This window comes from Parabacteroides sp. CH2-D42-20 (assembly GCF_003670185.1).
Taxonomy (GTDB): domain Bacteria; phylum Bacteroidota; class Bacteroidia; order Bacteroidales; family Tannerellaceae; genus Parabacteroides; species Parabacteroides distasonis.
Genome location: NZ_RAYG01000017.1, coordinates 13,002 through 31,132, shown reverse-complemented (window position 1 = coordinate 31,132; position 18,131 = coordinate 13,002). Strand labels below are relative to the sequence as shown.

General features: G+C 43.8%; 14 protein-coding genes and 3 tRNA genes. 7 read left to right on the top strand and 10 right to left on the bottom strand.

Annotated features, from left to right (window positions below; genetic code table 11):
• Nucleotides 1-3 precede the first annotated feature (3 nt).
• From hutI to hutH, 3 genes are read left to right on the top strand one after another with little or no spacing between them, the layout of a single operon-like run.
• Nucleotides 4-1,254 (top strand): imidazolonepropionase, encoded by a 1,251-nt coding sequence (gene hutI / locus D7V92_RS11895; RefSeq protein ID WP_121772941.1) that lies wholly within the window; start codon nt 4-6, stop codon nt 1,252-1,254.
• A gap of 35 nt (nt 1,255-1,289) precedes the next feature.
• Nucleotides 1,290-1,913 carry a cyclodeaminase/cyclohydrolase family protein gene (locus tag D7V92_RS11890; protein ID WP_008779294.1) on the top strand — a complete coding sequence of 208 codons (624 nt, stop codon included), beginning with the start codon at nt 1,290-1,292 and terminating at the stop codon, nt 1,911-1,913.
• 3 nt (nt 1,914-1,916) lie between these two features.
• Nucleotides 1,917-3,413 (top strand): histidine ammonia-lyase, encoded by a 1,497-nt coding sequence (hutH, locus tag D7V92_RS11885; protein ID WP_005859147.1) that lies wholly within the window; start codon nt 1,917-1,919, stop codon nt 3,411-3,413.
• 142 nt (nt 3,414-3,555) lie between these two features.
• Here the strand turns inward: hutH and D7V92_RS11880 are convergent, their stop codons facing one another.
• Complete coding sequence (locus tag D7V92_RS11880) at nt 3,556-4,725, bottom strand: ATP-binding protein (RefSeq protein ID WP_121772940.1); 1,170 nt, start codon at nt 4,723-4,725, stop codon at nt 3,556-3,558.
• Nucleotides 4,726-4,957: 232 nt separating this feature from the next.
• On the opposite strand from D7V92_RS11880, the gene D7V92_RS11875 reads away from it, so the two are divergent.
• Nucleotides 4,958-6,112: an acyltransferase gene (locus D7V92_RS11875; RefSeq protein ID WP_121772939.1), complete on the top strand. Its 1,155-nt coding sequence runs from the start codon at nt 4,958-4,960 to the stop codon at nt 6,110-6,112.
• Between the two features lie 117 nt (nt 6,113-6,229).
• Here D7V92_RS11875 and D7V92_RS11870 read toward each other — a convergent pair whose 3' ends face one another.
• Both D7V92_RS11870 and trmB read right to left on the bottom strand, forming a co-directional pair.
• The gene (locus tag D7V92_RS11870) at nt 6,230-7,339 is read right to left on the bottom strand and encodes an Mrp/NBP35 family ATP-binding protein (protein ID WP_005859141.1); all 1,110 of its coding nucleotides are present in this window, start codon (nt 7,337-7,339) and stop codon (nt 6,230-6,232) included.
• Nucleotides 7,340-7,366: 27 nt separating this feature from the next.
• Nucleotides 7,367-8,125, bottom strand: a complete 759-nt coding sequence (gene trmB, locus D7V92_RS11865) for a tRNA (guanosine(46)-N7)-methyltransferase TrmB (RefSeq protein WP_057316424.1) — start codon at nt 8,123-8,125, stop codon at nt 7,367-7,369.
• Between the two features lie 145 nt (nt 8,126-8,270).
• Here trmB and D7V92_RS11860 point away from each other — a divergent pair, with 145 nt between their 5' ends.
• Complete coding sequence (locus tag D7V92_RS11860) at nt 8,271-10,169, top strand: glycosyltransferase 87 family protein (protein WP_121772938.1); 1,899 nt, start codon at nt 8,271-8,273, stop codon at nt 10,167-10,169.
• A gap of 104 nt (nt 10,170-10,273) precedes the next feature.
• On the opposite strand, the gene D7V92_RS11855 is transcribed toward D7V92_RS11860, so the two are convergent.
• The 3 genes from D7V92_RS11855 to D7V92_RS11845 all read right to left on the bottom strand — a co-directional run bounded on the left by D7V92_RS11855 (nt 10,274) and on the right by D7V92_RS11845 (nt 10,569).
• Nucleotides 10,274-10,347: transfer RNA gene (locus D7V92_RS11855), tRNA-Asn, on the bottom strand.
• Between the two features lie 43 nt (nt 10,348-10,390).
• Nucleotides 10,391-10,464: transfer RNA gene (locus tag D7V92_RS11850), tRNA-Asn, on the bottom strand.
• A gap of 31 nt (nt 10,465-10,495) precedes the next feature.
• Nucleotides 10,496-10,569, bottom strand: a tRNA-Asn gene (locus D7V92_RS11845).
• 111 nt (nt 10,570-10,680) lie between these two features.
• On the opposite strand from D7V92_RS11845, the gene D7V92_RS11840 reads away from it, so the two are divergent.
• The gene (locus D7V92_RS11840; RefSeq protein WP_009016953.1) at nt 10,681-11,658 is read left to right on the top strand and encodes an adenosine kinase; all 978 of its coding nucleotides are present in this window, start codon (nt 10,681-10,683) and stop codon (nt 11,656-11,658) included.
• A gap of 48 nt (nt 11,659-11,706) precedes the next feature.
• Nucleotides 11,707-13,413: a S41 family peptidase gene (locus D7V92_RS11835; RefSeq protein WP_044546013.1), complete on the top strand. Its 1,707-nt coding sequence runs from the start codon at nt 11,707-11,709 to the stop codon at nt 13,411-13,413.
• Between the two features lie 70 nt (nt 13,414-13,483).
• On the opposite strand, the gene D7V92_RS11830 is transcribed toward D7V92_RS11835, so the two are convergent.
• The 4 genes from D7V92_RS11830 to D7V92_RS11815 form a co-directional block, all read right to left on the bottom strand.
• Nucleotides 13,484-14,662 carry a metallophosphoesterase gene (locus D7V92_RS11830; protein WP_009016954.1) on the bottom strand — a complete coding sequence of 393 codons (1,179 nt, stop codon included), beginning with the start codon at nt 14,660-14,662 and terminating at the stop codon, nt 13,484-13,486.
• A 2-nt stretch (nt 14,663-14,664) separates the two neighbouring features.
• Nucleotides 14,665-15,759: a metallophosphoesterase gene (locus D7V92_RS11825; protein ID WP_036610750.1), complete on the bottom strand. Its 1,095-nt coding sequence runs from the start codon at nt 15,757-15,759 to the stop codon at nt 14,665-14,667.
• Between the two features lie 288 nt (nt 15,760-16,047).
• Nucleotides 16,048-16,740 carry a response regulator transcription factor gene (locus D7V92_RS11820; protein WP_008772690.1) on the bottom strand — a complete coding sequence of 231 codons (693 nt, stop codon included), beginning with the start codon at nt 16,738-16,740 and terminating at the stop codon, nt 16,048-16,050.
• Nucleotides 16,741-16,746: 6 nt separating this feature from the next.
• Complete coding sequence (locus D7V92_RS11815; protein WP_233572838.1) at nt 16,747-18,093, bottom strand: sensor histidine kinase KdpD; 1,347 nt, start codon at nt 18,091-18,093, stop codon at nt 16,747-16,749.
• Between the last annotated feature and the right edge of the window lie 38 nt (nt 18,094-18,131).

Below are 18,131 nucleotides of genomic sequence, written 5' to 3'. Positions count from 1 at the left end.
CGTATGGAGAATAGCAAGATATTAATCAGGAATGCTGCCCAGATCGTCACTTGTCATGGGGATAAGGCACGACGGGGAGCGGAGATGTCTGATTTAGGCGTTATCGAGGATGGAGCCGTAGCGATGTCTGATGGGGTTATTACGCATGTAGGACCTACGGAGGAGGTACTTCGAGACATCCATGCGGAGGATTATTTGGAGATTCGGGCGGAGAACCAAGCGGTGTTACCCGGATTTGTTGATAGCCATACGCATTTTATCTTTGGCGGTTACCGGGAGGAGGAGTTCTCTTGGCGATTGCGGGGAGATAGTTATATGTCGATCATGGAGCGTGGTGGAGGTATCGTGAATACGATGAAAGCTACCCGTGAAAGTGATTTCGATACACTATGGGACAGAGGGGAAGAACGTTTGGATGAGTTATTCTCCATGGGTGTTACCACGGTGGAGGGGAAAAGTGGTTATGGTTTGGATTTGCAAACAGAATTAGTTCAGCTTCGTGTCATGTCGGACCTGAATGAGTCTCATCCGATGGATGTCGTATCGACCTTTTTGGGAGCTCATGCTGTTCCTCCTGAATTTGCCGGTCGTACGGACGATTATGTGGATTATATGATCGAGGAAGTTCTTCCTGCCATACGAGCCGAACATACGGTTACGTTTTGTGATGTGTTTTGTGAGAAAGGCGTTTTCTCGTTAGAACAGAGTGAGCGCTTGCTTCGTGCCGCCCGTCATCATCGTTTTAAATTGAAGATGCATGCGGATGAGATCGTTCCTTTCGGAGGGGCGGAACTGGCGGCCTCCTTGAAGTGTGTAAGTGCTGATCATTTGTTACATATATCGGACACAGGCATCAAACGTCTGGCAAGAGCGGGTGTCGTGGCTACCTTACTTCCGCTGACTGCCTTTTCCTTGAATGAGCCGTATGCGCCTGCCCGGAAAATGATAGATGCCGGTTGCGCGGTGGCTTTAGCTTCCGATCTAAATCCGGGAAGTTGTTTCTCGGCCTCGATCCCGATGATGATAGCCTTGGCCTGTATCTATATGAAGATGAGCCCTGAAGAAGCGGTAACGGCATTGACCATTAATGGAGCCGCAGCTGTGGGACGTGCCTCCGAGATTGGAAGTATCAGCGTGGGAAAACGTGCGGACGTGATCTTGCTGAAATACCCGTCTTATAAGTTCCTACCTTATCATGTGGGAATGAATCTCGTGGATACTGTAATTAAGGATGGGGAACTTTATATGATGTAAGATAAGAATTGTTGAATCATTTAAATCAAAATACTATGTTAGCAGACTTGACAATTAAAGATTTTTTGGCGGAAACGGCGGGTAGTGCTCCCGTTCCCGGTGGTGGAAGTATATCTGCCTTGAATGGCGCTATAGCGGCAGCTTTGACAGAGATGGTGGCCCATCTGACTGTTGGCAAAAAGAAATATGCGGAAGTGGAAGGACAAATGAAGACGATCGCTATCGAGGCGGCTTTGATCCGTGAGCGTCTTACTGAATATATTGATAAGGACAGCGAGGCTTATGATCGTGTATTCTCAGCTTTTAAGTTGCCGAAAGAAACGCCTGACGAACAGGTGATCCGTACGAATGCGATACAGAGCGCTACTAAAGAGGCGGCTATTGTTCCGATGAGGGTGGCGGAGGAGATCGGTTCCGTAATGGAGACGATAATCTATGTGGCTCACAAAGGTAATCAGAATGCCGTCACGGATGCTTGCGTGGCGATGATGGCTGCCCGTACTTGTGTATTGGGGGCTTTATTGAATGTCCGAATTAACTTAACGTCCATCCAAGACGAGGTGTTCGTCGGAATGATGCGGAAGAAAGCGGATGAACTGGAGGCGAACGCTATCCGTGTAGAGCAAAAGTTATTGGATTGGGTGAAGACTAAATTATAGCATATGAGTAATGTTTATTATGTGGGTTCCGAGCCTCTCTCTTTTGAGGGAATCGAACGGATACTTACTCAAAATATGAAGTTGGAGCTTTCACCCGAGGTGAAGGAGCGCATCCAGCGTTGCCGGGATTACTTGGATCATAAAATCGAGCAGCAGGAGGGGCCTTTGTATGGGATTACTACCGGTTTCGGGTCCTTATGTAATAAGAATATCTCTCCGGACGAATTGAGCACCTTGCAAGAGAACTTGGTGAAAAGTCATGCCTGTAGCGTAGGGGATGAGGTAAGTCCGGTGATCGTCCGTTTGATGATGTTATTGAAAGCGCATGCCCTTTCGTTGGGGCATAGTGGCGTACAGGTGATCACTGTACAACGTATTCTGGACTTTTTCAATAATGACGTGCTTCCGATCGTGTATGATCGTGGCTCTTTAGGCGCTTCCGGTGATTTGGCGCCTCTGGCGAATTTGTTCCTGCCTCTGATCGGCGTGGGTGACGTTTATTATAAGGGCCGCAAACGGGAAGCGATCAGCGTATTGGACGAGTTCGCTTGGAAGCCTGTGAAGCTGAAAAGCAAGGAGGGGTTAGCTTTATTGAACGGTACGCAATTTATGAGCGCCAATGGCGTATTCGCCTTGATGCGTGCGTTTAGCCTGTCCAAGAAAGCGGATCTGATCGCCGCTTTATCTTTGGAGGCTTTCGATGGGCGTATCGATCCTTTCATGGATTGTATCCAGCAGATGCGTCCGCATCCCGGACAAATCGAGACCGGGGCCGCTTTTCGACGGTTATTGGAGGGAAGTGAGTTAATCGCCCGGAAAAAGGAACATGTTCAGGACCCGTATTCATTCCGTTGTATCCCTCAAGTGCATGGGGCTACGAAAGACGCTATCAATTATGTGGCGAATGTCCTGCTTACCGAAGTAAATTCCGTGACGGATAACCCGACGATCTTCCCGGAGGAGGATAAGATTATTTCCGGCGGTAATTTCCACGGTCAGCCCTTGGCGATTTCTTATGATTTCTTGGCGATTGCCTTGGCTGAGTTAGGAAATATATCGGAACGTCGTGTCGCTCAATTGATCATGGGTTTGCGGGGATTGCCTGAGTTCTTGGTCGCTAATCCCGGCCTGAACTCCGGTTTCATGATCCCTCAATATGCGGCCGCTAGTATGGTAAGCCAGAATAAGATGTATTGCTATGCGGCGAGCAGCGATTCTATCGTGTCCAGTAATGGGCAAGAGGATCATGTGAGTATGGGAGCGAATGCGGCGACGAAGTTGTTTAAGATCATGGACAACTTGGATCATATCTTGGCGATCGAGCTGATGAATGCGGCACAAGGAATCGAGTTCCGTCGTCCGGCTAGGACTTCTCCGGTATTAGAGAAGTTCTTGAAGGATTACCGGAAAGAGGTGCCATTTATCGACGAGGATATTATCATGTACACGGAAATACATCGTACGGTGGCGTTTATTCGTAGGAAAGACTTTGTATATTAATTTTAGGAACACGGAGCACACGGAATACACGGATTTGTTTTGCGATATGTAATATTGATCTGTGCGATGCCGTGTATCCTGTGTGCTCCGTGTTCTTTTTGTATATTCGCCAACTATTACGAATGAAACTAAATGAGCGGATTTAATAATTAAGCCCGAACTGCCACAAAGGGATTACATTCATGTATCCTTGTTCGATATTGTCCTTTACAACGAAGCCGTTCTCTATTCCTTGCAGTTGCTTTTGCTTTTTATTTTTTCCTCCAACTTCGAAAGTATAGTCGGCTATTTGAAAATCCGATATAGGGGAGGTGATGACTTCTTGCTCCACACGTGTTTGATTCAAGAAGAATGTTTCTCTGATGTTCCCGATGTTGGATATTTCCTTCCCCAAATTGTACATAAGAGTAGGATTATCCAGATAAACTTTATCTACTTTGCCTAGCCCTCTGATGCCACCGACTCCATCACGTAGTTGGGAGATTAATCCGGATTCCTCGAGATAAAGAAAGTAATCGGATAAATTGTTGCGACTTACTCCTAGCATAATCGCTATGCTACTCATATTCGGTTTGAATGGTACGCTTTGAGCAATGATGGTGAGCAATTGCTTTAGTTTTCGTGCTGTTGATATGCTCATTTCTGAATACTGCGGTATATCAACTTCCAACGTTGTGTTTATTACTTGTTGTAAGCGTATATGAAATTGGTCTTCTTTCGAGAACGGATAATACCCTTTCTCTAGATAGGATTGGAAATAAGCATAAGGACGGAATTTCCCGGGGAGTTCTATGCGGTGTTCTACGATATCGGCTAGTGTATGGGTCTGGATCTCTATGTTGTGAAACATATTAAGATATTCGCGAAATGAAAGCCCTTGCATAGAATAGACGATAGCCCGTCGGCTCAGGTCTGCCGATCCCTTGTTGATATCAAGGATGGAGGAACCTGTGAAGAATATCTTTAGATCTGCGTGATAGTCATACATCAGTTTTAGCTCGCGGGCCCAGTCCTTGTATTTATGGATTTCGTCTATAAGAAGATGGGTCCCTCCTCGCTTGACGAAGTCATCAGCTAAATCCACTAAGTGGTGGCTGGAAAAGTACAAATCATCAGCGTTGACGAACAAGGTCGTATTTCTGTTCAGTTTTTCTTTGGCATATTGCAACATCAAAGTAGTTTTCCCAACGCCACGCGGACCTACTAAGCCCAATAGCCGGTTGTTCCAATTAATGCGGTCGAACATATATCGATGGAATGAGGTAGGTGTAGTACGTAACATCGCATCGAAACTTGTTTGTAACTTATCCATATATTATAATGTTTTCGCAAATATACTAATTTGCACTGTGAATAGTGCATTTTTCGTAAAGAATTGCACTACTTGCGGTGCAATTTATGTTATCTTTTCTTGATTCTTGGTTGCGATCACCCGTTCTGTCGGGTGAAGAGCGAGAGCCGGAGCTATATAGCCGTGGATACGATGTATGACTATTCCTTTTTTTGTATATTCGCCAACTATTACGAATGAAACAGTTATTTATATGGAACAAAAGCAAATCTCTACCGTGAAAACTCATGTCGTATGGTTGGACGTTGTTCGCCTGATCGCGATGTTTACCGTTGTTTGCTGTCATTGTACAGACCCGTTTAATTTCTATCCCGGAGATTCTCCGATTATTGGGGATATTAAGTTTTGGGGAGCTGCCTATGGGGCTTTTCTTCGTCCTTGTGTACCTCTGTTCGTTATGATTACGGGAGCCTTGTTGCTACCGGTCCGGGAAGAGACTCCTATTTTCTATAAGAAAAGGATATTGCGTGTATTCTGGCCTTTCTTGATTTGGTCTGTTATTTATAATTTATTTCCTTGGTTTACGGGACTGCTTGGTTTGAGGCCGGAACTTATTCTTGATTTCTTCCCTTATTCGGGAGAAGAGGTGACTCGTCAATCGTTGAGTGTGTCTTTAGGCTATATCGCCCAGATACCGTTCAATTTCTCATTGTTGGATGTACATATGTGGTATATCTATTTACTGATAGGTTTATATCTTTATTTGCCGATCTTCTCCGCTTGGGTCGAGAAAGTTTCGGATAAGGCGAAATTATGGTTTCTGGCAGGTTGGGGAGTGACTTTGTTTATTCCTTATTACCGGGAATTCGTATCTCCTTACATTTGGGGTGGATGCTCATGGAATGAATTCAGTATGCTTTATTATTTCGCCGGGTTTAACGGTTACTTGCTATTGGGGCATTATCTGCGGAATCATGATTGGTCGTTAGGAAAGATCGTTGGGATAGGCATTCCTATGTTTGTCGTAGGCTATGCCATTACTTTCTTCGGTTTCCGCTATACGACCGCTTTGCCTGCTTACACGGAGGAACAGTTAGAGTTATTCTTCTACTATTGTTCTCCCAATGTGGTGATGATGACGATTCCTATCTTCTTGCTGGCGAAGAAGGTGAATGTGAAATCAGGCACGATCAAACGAATGTTAGCGAACTTAACGGTATGTGGTTTCGGAATCTATATGGTACATTATTTCTTTACGGGACCCAGCGTGCTGTTGGCGAGAGCCTTGAATATCCCATTGGGTTTACAGATTCCTGCCGCTTCTGTGGTAGCATTCGCTGTATCTTGGCTGATTGTGTTGGGTATCAGAAAGATTTGCGGTAAGAAAGCCAAGTATATTGTGGGCTGAATTTATACGTACGTTCGCATAGGCTGATACGTATATAGGCGTAGGCCCATGCGAGCGTACGTGTAGGACGATACGTATATACGTGCGAGGCCACACGTATATACGTATAAATCATCTTTATTTCTTGGTTACAATCACTCGCTCTGTCGGAGCCAGATGCTCGTTGCGATAGTCTATCTGCTTGACTACATTCTCGGCCAATTCTTGGAATGCCTTACCTGTGATCGAGTCCGGGTTCAACGCTACCGGCTTACCTTGATCTCCTCCTTCGCAGATACTTTGTACGATAGGAATCTGTCCCAGTAACGGCACGTTCAGTTCCTCAGCTAGGCGTTTACAACCTTCCTTTCCGAATATATAATATTTGTTTTCCGGTAATTCCGCTGGGGTAAACCAAGCCATATTCTCGATCAATCCTAAAACAGGGACATTAACCTTATCCCCAGTGAACATGCTGATACCCTTACGAGCGTCCGCTAAAGCAACCTCTTGCGGCGTACTTACTACCACGGCTCCGGTTATCGCTAGTGTTTGCACCATTGTCAAATGGATATCACTCGTTCCGGGAGGTAAATCGATTAAGAAATAATCAAGCTCACCCCAGTTGGCGTCGCCGATCAATTGCTTCAATGCGTTGCTAGCCATTGCTCCACGCCATAGGACTGCGTCGTTTTTATTTACGAAGAAGCCGATGGATAACATCTTGACACCATAATTTTCGGCCGGCTTGATCAGTTCCCTGCCCTCTACCTCTTCCATATAAGGGCGAGCCTCTTCTAGGTTGAACATCTTGGGTTGGGACGGCCCGAATATATCGGCATCCAGCAATCCTACCTTATATCCTTGTAAAGCCAATGCGACAGCCAGATTAGCGGCAACGGTACTTTTACCAACTCCTCCTTTACCGGAAGATACGGCGATAATATTTTTTACTTGCGGTAATAATTTATCCGGTTCCGGGCGAGCTAACTGACGGGCTTTTACCGTGATGTTTCCCTTGATATTCACCTCCGGGCTTACATAGGTTAAGATAGCTGTCTCCGCGGCTTTTACTACGGAGCGGATAAACGGATCATTCGGCTTCTCGAATAATAACGAGAAGGTGACATTCATACCATCGATACGAATGTTGTCTTCTACGAGGCCCATGGAAACGATGTCCTTTCCGGTACCCGGGTAACGAACGTTCTTCAACGCCTCAATAATCAGATTCGGATAGATTGTCATATCTGTTGATTTTTTTAAGTCATTCTTTTATTTACCAGAAGCCAAAGCGCTTCGTTTACTGCGATTAAAGCTACGATAAGGATCTAACTCGATTTCTACGTCAGGTTCCACCAATCGTTCCCTTTCCTCACAAACAAACTTGATGTATTTGATGTTTAATCCACGATCCAGCCATTGTTGCTCGTAATAGGTCTTGATGGATAAGATCTCATCCGCCAGATTGGAATGATATAGGTCGTCTGTACTGAACAATACGGGATAATGGTTCGCTTTTACCATCTCGCACGTATAGGTATACATAAAGTTACTGTCCGTTTTTAAATGGATAATACCATCTCCGGAAAGGATTTCCCGATACATTTTCATGAAACGGGTTCCGGTCAGACGCTTATTGACCTTTTTCATTTGAGGGTCCGGAAATGTGATCCAGATCTCGGCTACTTCGCCCGGAGCGAAGAAATAGGAAATCAATTCGATACTGGTACGTAGGAAAGCCACGTTACTCATCCCGGCTTCCAGCGATTCTTTCGCTCCGGTCCACATACGTGCTCCCTTGATATCGACACCAATAAAATTCTTATTTGGGAAAAGCTTTCCCAAACCTACGGTATATTCCCCTTTTCCACATCCCAATTCCAAGACAATAGGATGGTCGTTCTTGAAAAAACGTTCATGCCACTGTCCTTTCATATCAAACCCTTTTTCTTGTAGGGCGGCGAAAGGGTATTGGAATACGTGCGGATAGCCCGCCATATCGTCAAACTTAGCTAATTTATTCTTTCCCATGTCGCGAAGATAATACTTAAAAAAATGCTTTTTACGTTTTTTCTACTGTTTTAGATAGGGGTTTTTATGCGTTGGCGAGTCTTTTGAACATATAGGCTGTCAGAAGTTTTATTTGAAAGTGGAGTTGTAACGAATAAAAAAGGATATGTTGAGAGTATTTTTTAGACGCCCGATATTTAAGAATCCGAGGTTTGTCGGATTTGTTTGGTTTGCGACGGCCCTTGTCGCTTGCTTATTGAAATTACCTGTGGGAAGGACTTATAATAACTTTATGATTTATAGGGCTTCCTTTTTCCATGCGTTAGAGTTGAAAGACCTTTATATATATTATCCGAATGAATACCACGACCGGTTTTTATACGGGATCCCTTTTACGGCTATAATAGCGCCTTTCTCCCTCTTCTCTCCTTATATCGGGATGTTGCTATGGTGTCTCGCGAATAGCTTGCTGCTTTATATGGCTATCCGTAAACTCGGATTGGCGGATTGGAAACAGGCGTTTGTCATTTGGGTATGCTTGAATGAGTTATTTACGTGTGTTCTTATGCAGCAATTTAACATAGCCATAGCCGGCATGATTTTATTCTCGTTTATTTTTATTGAGCGGAAACAGGAGTTTTGGGCGGCGCTAATGATTGTCTTGGGTACGATGACTAAGATTTATGGCATTGTCGGTCTTGCTTTCCTGTTATTCTCAAAACGCCGGATCGCCTTTTTGAAAGGACTTATTTTCTGGGGCATAGTCTTGTATGTTCTTCCGATGTTATATACGTCTCCTCAATATGTGGCAAGTCAATACGTGAAATGGTATGAGGTACTTCTCGATAAGAATGTAGAGAATTTATTTACTCCTTATACAAATATCTCTTTGTTGGGGATGGTTCGTAAGATTTCGGGAGTCAATACGTATAGTGATCTCTGGTTGGTTATCCCCGGGCTACTTTTATTTATTGCTCCTTATTTTAGGATAAATCAATATGATAACCGGCGGTTCCGCATGCATTTTCTTTGCTCTACTCTTTTGTTCATGGTTCTTTTTAGCTCCGGAACAGAGAATAGCGGATATTTGGGAGCCATGATAGCCGTCTGCCTTTGGTATATAGGTACGCCTACCCGTAAGACGACTCCTGTCTTGAATACGGTACTATTCGTTTTCTGTTTTATTCTTACATCCCTTTCTCCAACAGATATATTTCCCTGTTATATCCGGAAAACGTATGTTATTCCTTATGCGTTGAAAGCACTACCTTGTGTGTTGATCTGGTTTAAGATCGTATGGGAGCAATTGACATTGGATTTTTCAGAGCCGCTTCATCGGCCGAAGACTCTCCCGGGTAAAGAGGAGGCGATCGACCTTATCTTGCCTTGTTATAACCCACAAGAAGGCTGGGAACGTTTGATGATCGAGAAACATGCGGAATTGGTAAAGATGCTTAAAGGTCGCTCACTTCGTTTTATCGTCGTGAATGACGCTTCGAAGAGAGGATTTACGAAGGATGCGGTGGGACGTCTTCTGGAGGCTCTCCCTGATACGATGATCGTAAGTTATGATACGAATAAGGGAAAAGGAGCCGCTGTTAGGGCTGGCTTGTCTCATTCCACTTCATCCATTACTTTATATACGGATTATGATTTTCCGTATGAGACGGATTCTATCTGCCGGATGGTAGAATGGTTGGAATCGGGATATGATGTCGTTATCGCCGTGCGGAATCATACTTATTATACCCATTTAAGTACTCGAAGAAAGATTATGAGTTATGCTTCCCGTATATTGAATTTTACGCTTCTAGGATTAACGCATACGGATGCTCAAGGAGGTTTGAAAGGTTTTAACCAGCGAGGAAAATCGTTCTTGGCGTCAACTCAGGTGAATCGCTTTTTGTTTGATACGGAGTTTATTTATAAGGCTTCGCTGGAGTCGGATGTACTTATTAAAGACATGCCCGCTGATTTGCGGGATAACGTTCATCTTCCCAATATGCGTCGTGGAGTCCTTGCGGAAGAATTAAAGAACTTATTTTTAATCGCTTGGAGAGGGTAGGAGGATTACAGGGTTGTTAATAACCCTGTTGAAAACCCTGTGAATAACGGAAAAAGAACAAAAGAAAAAAGAGATACCTATTAATAGGTATCTCTCTCTTTTTGCTCTTCCTCTTGGACTTGAACCAAAGACCCTCTGATTAACAGTCAGATGCTCTAACCAACTGAGCTAAGGAAGAATCAGTTTTTAACTTTTTAATCTCTATATGAAAACTCTTTTCGCTCTTCTTCTTGGACTTGAACCAAGGACCCTCTGATTAACAGTCAGATGCTCTAACCAACTGAGCTAAAGAAGAATGTTTTTCAGTCTTTCCCGATGTCTTTTCGCTCTTCCTCTTGGACTTGAACCAAGGACCCTCTGATTAACAGTCAGATGCTCTAACCAACTGAGCTAAGGAAGAATTTTTTCGCTCTTTCAAAGGTTATTCCGTAACCCCTTTCTGAAATTGCACTGCAAAAGTACGGGGTATTTTCGAAATATGCAATATCTTTGCGAAAAAAATTACGAAAAAATGAATACAATAGGTTTAGGAAACGCTTTGGTTGACGTTTTATTGAGGCTTGAAAATGATGATGTCCTATCGGAAATCGGGATACAGAAAGGAGCTATGGATATGATTAACAGGGAACAAATGATCGCTATCCGTACAACTTTAGCCGGCTTGCCACGTACGCAAACCCCGGGAGGATCTGTCTGCAACACGATGCGTTCGATGTCTTCTTTAGGGGCGAATTCCGGTTTTATCGGTAAGATCGGGGATGATTCGATCGGCGGATTTTATGAGGATGCGTTGGAAAAAGCGGGTGTCACTTCCTATTTTATCAAGACGGATGGACTTACAGGTAGCTGTACGGTGATGATTTCTCCGGATGGGGAACGTACGATGGGGACTTTCCTTGGCCCGGCCCCGACAATAACCCCGGATGAGATCACCGAGGAGATGCTAAGTAAATATCAATGTATTTATATAGAAGGTTACTTGCTCGTAAACGAGCCGTTGGTTCGTTCTACGATGGAGAAGGCTAAAAAGTTGGGCTTGAAAGTAGCGCTGGATTTGTCGAACTTCAATATCGTGAATGCTTTTAAAGGAATGCTGGAGGATATCATTCCTAAATATGTGGATATTTTGTTCTCTAATGAGAGTGAGGCTGAGGCTTTCACCGGGCAAAAGGCTGCTGAGGCCGTACATACCTTGTCTGAGTTGGTGGAGGTCTCATTGGTCACATTGGGAAAGGAAGGTGCCTTGATCGGTAGTCATGGTCAATTTTATTCTGTCCCGGCTGAGGGGGGCAAGCCTGTTGATACGACTGGCGCCGGTGATAACTTCGCCGCCGGATTCTTATACGGTCAATCCATAGGAGCGTCTTTGGTACAATCCGCACGCATCGGATCGATGTTGGCGGGCTATGTGATCGACGTGGTTGGCCCGGAGATTCCGTATGATAAATGGGAACAAATAAAGTTAAAAGTAAAAGGGATATTGGCTTAGGCGGCGTATTATTCCTTACATTTATGCCGTTAATTAACTAAATATTGTATGTACAGATTGGTTCAACGAAGAGGAATTATAGGTTTATTTTGCTTGCTGTTCGTCGCAAGTAGCGTAGTGCCGGGATGGGCGCAAAAAGATAACCGCTTTGAGGTGAGTAAGAACCTAGACATTTTCAATTCTTTATTGAAAGAAGTAGAGATGTTCTACGTGGATTCAGTGGATGTGGATAAAACCGTTCAGCGGGGAATCGAGGCAATGTTGGCTGGTTTAGATCCTTATACGGAATACTATCCTGAGCAAAAAACGGAGGAATTGAGTCTGATGACGACCGGCGAATACGGAGGTATCGGTTCCTTGATCCGTCAGCGTAACAATGAGGGAGGCGTGATGATTGCCGAGCCTACCGAGGGAATGCCGGCCGATTTAGCGGGTCTGAAGCCGGGCGATCTGATCTTGGCGATCGATACGATCGATGTTTCCAAGGCGACAAACTCCCGGGTCAGCGAGTTATTGAAAGGTGTTCCCAATACGAAGATGGTTTTGACGATCCAACGTCCGGGCGAGAAGAAACCCCGGAAGTTCGAGATTACCCGTAAGCAGATCACGACACCTCAAGTTACTTACTACGGGGTTAAGAATGACAGTATCGGTTATATTTATCTAAAGGCATTTACTATCAAGAGTGCTCAAGAGGTGAAAGAGGCATTCTTGGATTTAAAGAAAAATCATAATATTAAGTCTTTGGTACTGGATTTGCGCGGTAACGGCGGCGGCGTGCTGGAAGGTGCCGTACAAATCGTAGGTATGTTCGTACCGAAAGGCAGCGAGGTGCTTTCAACGAAAGGAAAGATCAAGCAATGGGATCGTACGTACCGAACCTCTACGGAGCCTTTGGATACGGTAATGCCGTTGGCTATATTGATCAATGGAGGTACGGCTTCCGCCGCTGAGATCGTATCGGGATCTTTGCAGGATATGGATCGTGCCGTGTTGGTGGGACAACGTTCGTTTGGTAAGGGGTTGGTGCAAGCTCCTCGTGACCTGCCTTATAATGGGAAAGTGAAAATCACGATGAGTAAATACTATATCCCGAGTGGTCGTTGCATCCAGCAAATCGATTATTCGCACCGGAAAGAGGATGGTAGCGTGGCGGCTATTCCGGATAGCTTGACTTCCGTATTCTATACGTCCAAGAAGCGTCCGGTTCGTGATGGGGGTGGCGTACGTCCGGAGTTTGAGGTGAAGGAGCCGAAAGTGCCTACCATGATGTATTATTTGGCGGCGGATACGGTCTTGTTCGACTTCGTTACGGATTGGGCACAAAAGCATAAGACGATCGCTCCCATCGAGGAATTTACGGTTTCCGATGAGGATTTCGAAGCTTTGAAGCAATACGCCAAGTCCAAGAATTTCACCTATGACCGCCAAAGCGAGAAAGTATTGAAGAACTTGAAAGAAGTGGCTGAGTTTGAGGGGTATCTGGAGGAGGATTCTACTGCGTTCAAGGAATTAGAGGCTAAGCTGACTCCGAATCTGGAAAGAGATTTCGATCGTTTCAAGGATGAGGTGAAACGAGTAATGGCCGCCGAGATCGTAAAACGTTATTATTACCAACGAGGAGAGTTGCAAGAAAGCTTGAAAGATGATCTTGTATTGGAGAAAGCGTTGGAGGTATTGGGCGATCCGGATTTATACAGGCGTACATTGAGCGTGCCGGTTGAGTTGGAAGCGGCCACCAAGGGTACCGAATAGGCGGGTTTCTGCCGATGCCCATTCAAAGGGCCTTACAATGCCCATTCAAGCGAGCTTACGATGCCCATTGTCAGCTCCCTTGAATGGGCATCGTGCTTTTCCCTCTTTCGCCAGTCTGTTTGGGGGCTTTGAAGCGGATATGCAATACGACCAATTCCGAGACGGTTCCCACCCGATAAGGAGGTCCTGCTATACCAATGCCGGAAGATACATAGAATTGCGTAGGTCCTTTCTTATAATATCCGTACGGGCATTCATACACAAGTTTCATCAGCAGGGGATAAGGCCATAACTGTCCGTTATGCGTATGTCCGTGCAGTCCCAAATCCACCCCATTCATATTCATCTCGGCGAACGACCAAGGTTGATGATCCAAAACGATAATCGGTTTGCCGGTATCCACCCCTTCCATTAACGAATGAAGCGATTTTCGTTTCTTATGGATGAAATCATCCCTCCCTATCAAATAAAAAGTTGAGTCCGGTTGGACCACCGAGTCTATTAGTAGCGTACCTCCGGTCTTTTGCAGCCAACGATATTTGGCGTTCCGGTTTGCCCGGTATTCATGATTCCCGTAAACGATATATACGCCCAACGGAGCTTTTAATTGTTTTAAATCATCCTCGATGTGGGCGTTTTCCGCAAACCGGGATTCATAATCCATGATATCCCCCGCTAATACCACCATATCCGGATGCTGTGCGTTGCTGAGCGCCACATATTTTTGTACCAAGTCCTTCCCGATAACCTCTCCGATATGTAAGTCGCTCATCATGACAATAGTCAGGCTATCCCGATCCCCCGCGGCTTTGGGCAACGTGATATATACGTTCTTAACAATCGGATTCATTACCGTATGGTATGCGTGAATCATTAAACCGGTAACACCGAATACGATAAGAAAAAACAGGGTTAGCTTGGTTTGTTGCCAATGCCCTTTCATCCATTTGGGGAACCATGGCTTGATACGTTGGGAGAGCCTGATCAACTCAAGTACCAAGAGAGATAAAGTGATATAAATGGACGCTATATACCAAGTGTTACAGATGTATTGGATCGTGATTATCACGTTATCAGGTAGTTCATTCCTAAAAATAAATCCGAAAAAATAAAGCGATAGTTCGAGTACGAAAAACAAGATAAAAGGAATCCGGCAACTTTTCTTAGGAGGAAGCGCTTGATATCCTCTCCAGAAAATATACGGATTTAGTAATAGCTGCGCTACGATCGATTGAATAAATACTTTCATCTTTACTCTTTGAATGTAATATTGAACACCACCATCTCGCTGTCCGTTCCGATACGGAAAGGCGGTCCCCACAAAGATAAGCCGGATGAGACATAAATCGTACTATTTCCGATTTTTTTAATCCCGTAACTTAATTCGAACAGATGATCCACGATCCAGTTCATCGGCCATACTTGTCCTCGATGTGTATGTCCGCTAAACTGTAAGTCTACGCCAGCCTCTTCCGTTTTCTCTAAATCGTAGGGTTGATGGTCTAGTAAGATAACAGGTTTGCTTTTATCAAGGTTCGCGGTAAGCTGACCTAAAGTTTTCCGTCCTTTGTTATGCCGGTCGTCCCGTCCTACGAGTTGGATCTGATTGGGCAAGATAGCCACGGAATCCCTTAAAAGTACGATGGGCGTCTGCGCTATGAATTTCTCGCTCTCCTCTATGCCACTGATATACTCATGGTTACCCGGTACCATATAAACGCCTAATGGAGCGTATATCTTGGACAGTTCCTCTTCCATATGCTCGTATCGCAGAGGTGCGACACTGTTGTCTATCAAGTCTCCACCGATAAGAACGATGTCCGGGCGTTGGGCGTTTATCATATCCACATATCCGGCAAGCATCGTCTTGTTGGTAGCGTATCCTAAGTGTATGTCGCTAATGGCTACGACCTTCAGCGACTGTCCATCGGTATCGGCCGGTTTGTTGATAACCATGTTGATAACTCGTGTATCAGGATGTTGGTAATTATAGTTTCCATATCCTAATAAGCTGAGTGTTAAGAATAAGGATAAATAGAATGAGTATTTGAAACGTAGGTGGAAAAGTCGTAAGATATCAAATACCAACAGGGCCAATACCATGTATAAAGTGAACACGAGCCATCCTGTTCCTACTTGAGAAACTGTTTGAGCGAAAGAAGCCGGCATATCTAGGTTCCTGAATAGAAAACTACTGAAGAACGATAAAGCTCCTCCCCAAAAAACAATGGATAACAATACTTTAACTCCGGTAGACTGGCTTTTCAAAGCCTGTTTTCCCTTTAGATAAATATAAATATTCCCTGCAAGATACAGGATTGGAAGTATGATAAAGAACGTCCACATCTCAATTAATTTTCCGCGAAGATAATGAAAACTCTTTAGGTAGCAAACGCTGCACGCTACGTCCCTATAGGATCGATATAAATTCCAAACAATAAGTTTGGTAATGAAAAGAATTATATAATATACTGATTATTAGTATGCTAAAAACAGGATGATCTTTTACTCAAAACATGTACGTGTTTTTGGGAAAAGTCGTACGTGTTTTTGGGAAAAGTCGTACGTGTTTTTCCCGAATCATGCGATAGGGAACAAGGGCGTATCTAGAAATCTACAATAAGCCCCCCTTAATTACGATGAGGAGAGTTGGTCTTTTTTTGATAATATATATCCAACTCCTTTTACGGCATCTATTGAAAGTGTGGTATCTTTTTCCAATAATTTGCGCAAACGCGAGATGCTGTTGTTTAGGCTATCATGAACTTCTTGCCCATCCCATATTTCATGAAAAAGCTTTTCTCTGCTTACTGGCTGATTTAATTGCTCGGATAACAGATAGAATAACTTGAAATCTTTAGGACTTAATGTTTTTGACTGTTCTTGTTTATAGAATAATTTATGAGTGGAGAGTTCCAGTTGGTAATCTCCAATAGATATACTATTTGATATCGGACTGCCCTTTTTACAAAACCTTTGGATTAGGAAATCTATTTCTTGTATATCATACGGTTTTTTGGTGTAATGATTAGCTCCGGCTTCATAGCAGCGTGTTATTTCCTCCCCTTCGTTGTGGGAAGAGGCTATCAGTACAGGCAATGAAGGATGCTTTGAACGAATAAAAGGCAAATAATCCAATGCGTTTTGATTGCCAACTTCCAGATCGAGAAGCAGGATATTAGGGCAGTCTTTTTCTATCATGTCTTGAATACCGCTTAACGTGTTGGCGTAGCAAACCTCGTATCCTTTGCTTTGTAAGGCCATTGAGATGATCGATCCAAGGTTTAGGTCATCTTCAATAAAGATCACTTTCTGTTTATCTTCCATATAGTGTTATGAGTTTTCGGCCGGCAAGTTAATAAAAAACGTTGAACCTACATTTTTCTCGCTCTGAAAAGTTAGGGAGCCGCCCATTTCTTTAGCCATTAGCATTACGCTACTCAAACCTAATCCATATCCCGGTTGCGCTGGCTTGTCGGCTTGTTTCACCCGGAAGAATTGTTGTCCGAGTTTCTTCTGGGCTTTCTTGGGGATTCCCCAACCAGTGTCTTTTATGGCTATTCGGTAATGGTTGTTTATCATAGTCAACGTTACGGTGATTCGTACATCGTCATCCGAATATTTCAATGCGTTCTCTAGCAAATTCCGGAGGCAACGTTCCATACGAACGGTATCGGCTTGTATCATGTCGGGGAAATTCTCGCTTTTCTCAAGCTTGAACAAGGGGATCTTGTTAGGATAGAGCCTAACTATCGCTTGGTAGGTTTGCTCAATAAATGATTTAATTTCTATAGGTGACCTTCGTGTGCTCTCTTTTCCATCCGCTGTTTTCAGTAGGGATAGCATGGATTCGATGATCTCTATCAATTGTCGGATTTGTGTTTTTCCGATATTTAATATGTTAGCTTTCATCGGCTCTTTCTCTTGGCTAGCGATAAAATCTATAGAGGCATATGCTGTGTTCAGCGGGGATTTCAAGTCGTGGATGGCGCTGTGAACGGCTATTTCACGGTCTCGGAGTTGGGCGTGGGCTTTACGTATTGTTCTTAATAAATAATATAGGCAGCTCGCCGAGGTAAGGATGATTAGACAAGATACGGTAAAAGCCAAGAGCATTCGTTGGACAATGTCAGAAAGTGGTAATTTAACGAAAGCCTGTACATATTGTAATCCTTGCGTTCCTATCGGGAGCCTTTCTGTTTGGAACTTATAAAATGAAAGGTTGAATTTTTTTCCTACCGTATTTACGGTTTGCCGGGTAGAGTCTGATATTTCTATATAAGATATTGCTTGTAAATTGTGATCAGTTAATGTTTTATTGAATAGGCTGTCTAATACATTTGGTTTTAAGGGTTTATTCGCATTACGTAGACCGTCTTGTATACGTTGCGTTAATAGGTCGGCATAGTTATCTTTTAGATTCCGATTTTTTATTTGCGGTATAGTTATAGTGTCCCCTTTTAGCTTAGCTCGTTCTTCCGGGGTCATATCACTAGCTCTTCTTATGATTCTTTTGGGACTGTTGGGGTCTTTCGGTTTGTTGCTAACCATTCGCTTGGACATTTCTTGCTTGATAGCTTCTTCGAATAGTTCTTCAAGGACTTCTTGCGTTTTATATTTTTCAGCGTTATATATATTGTATAGCCAATATCCTTGGGAGAGTATTAATACTAGCAACATAATGGCCGCAATATATAAGGAGTGTTTCATGATAGATT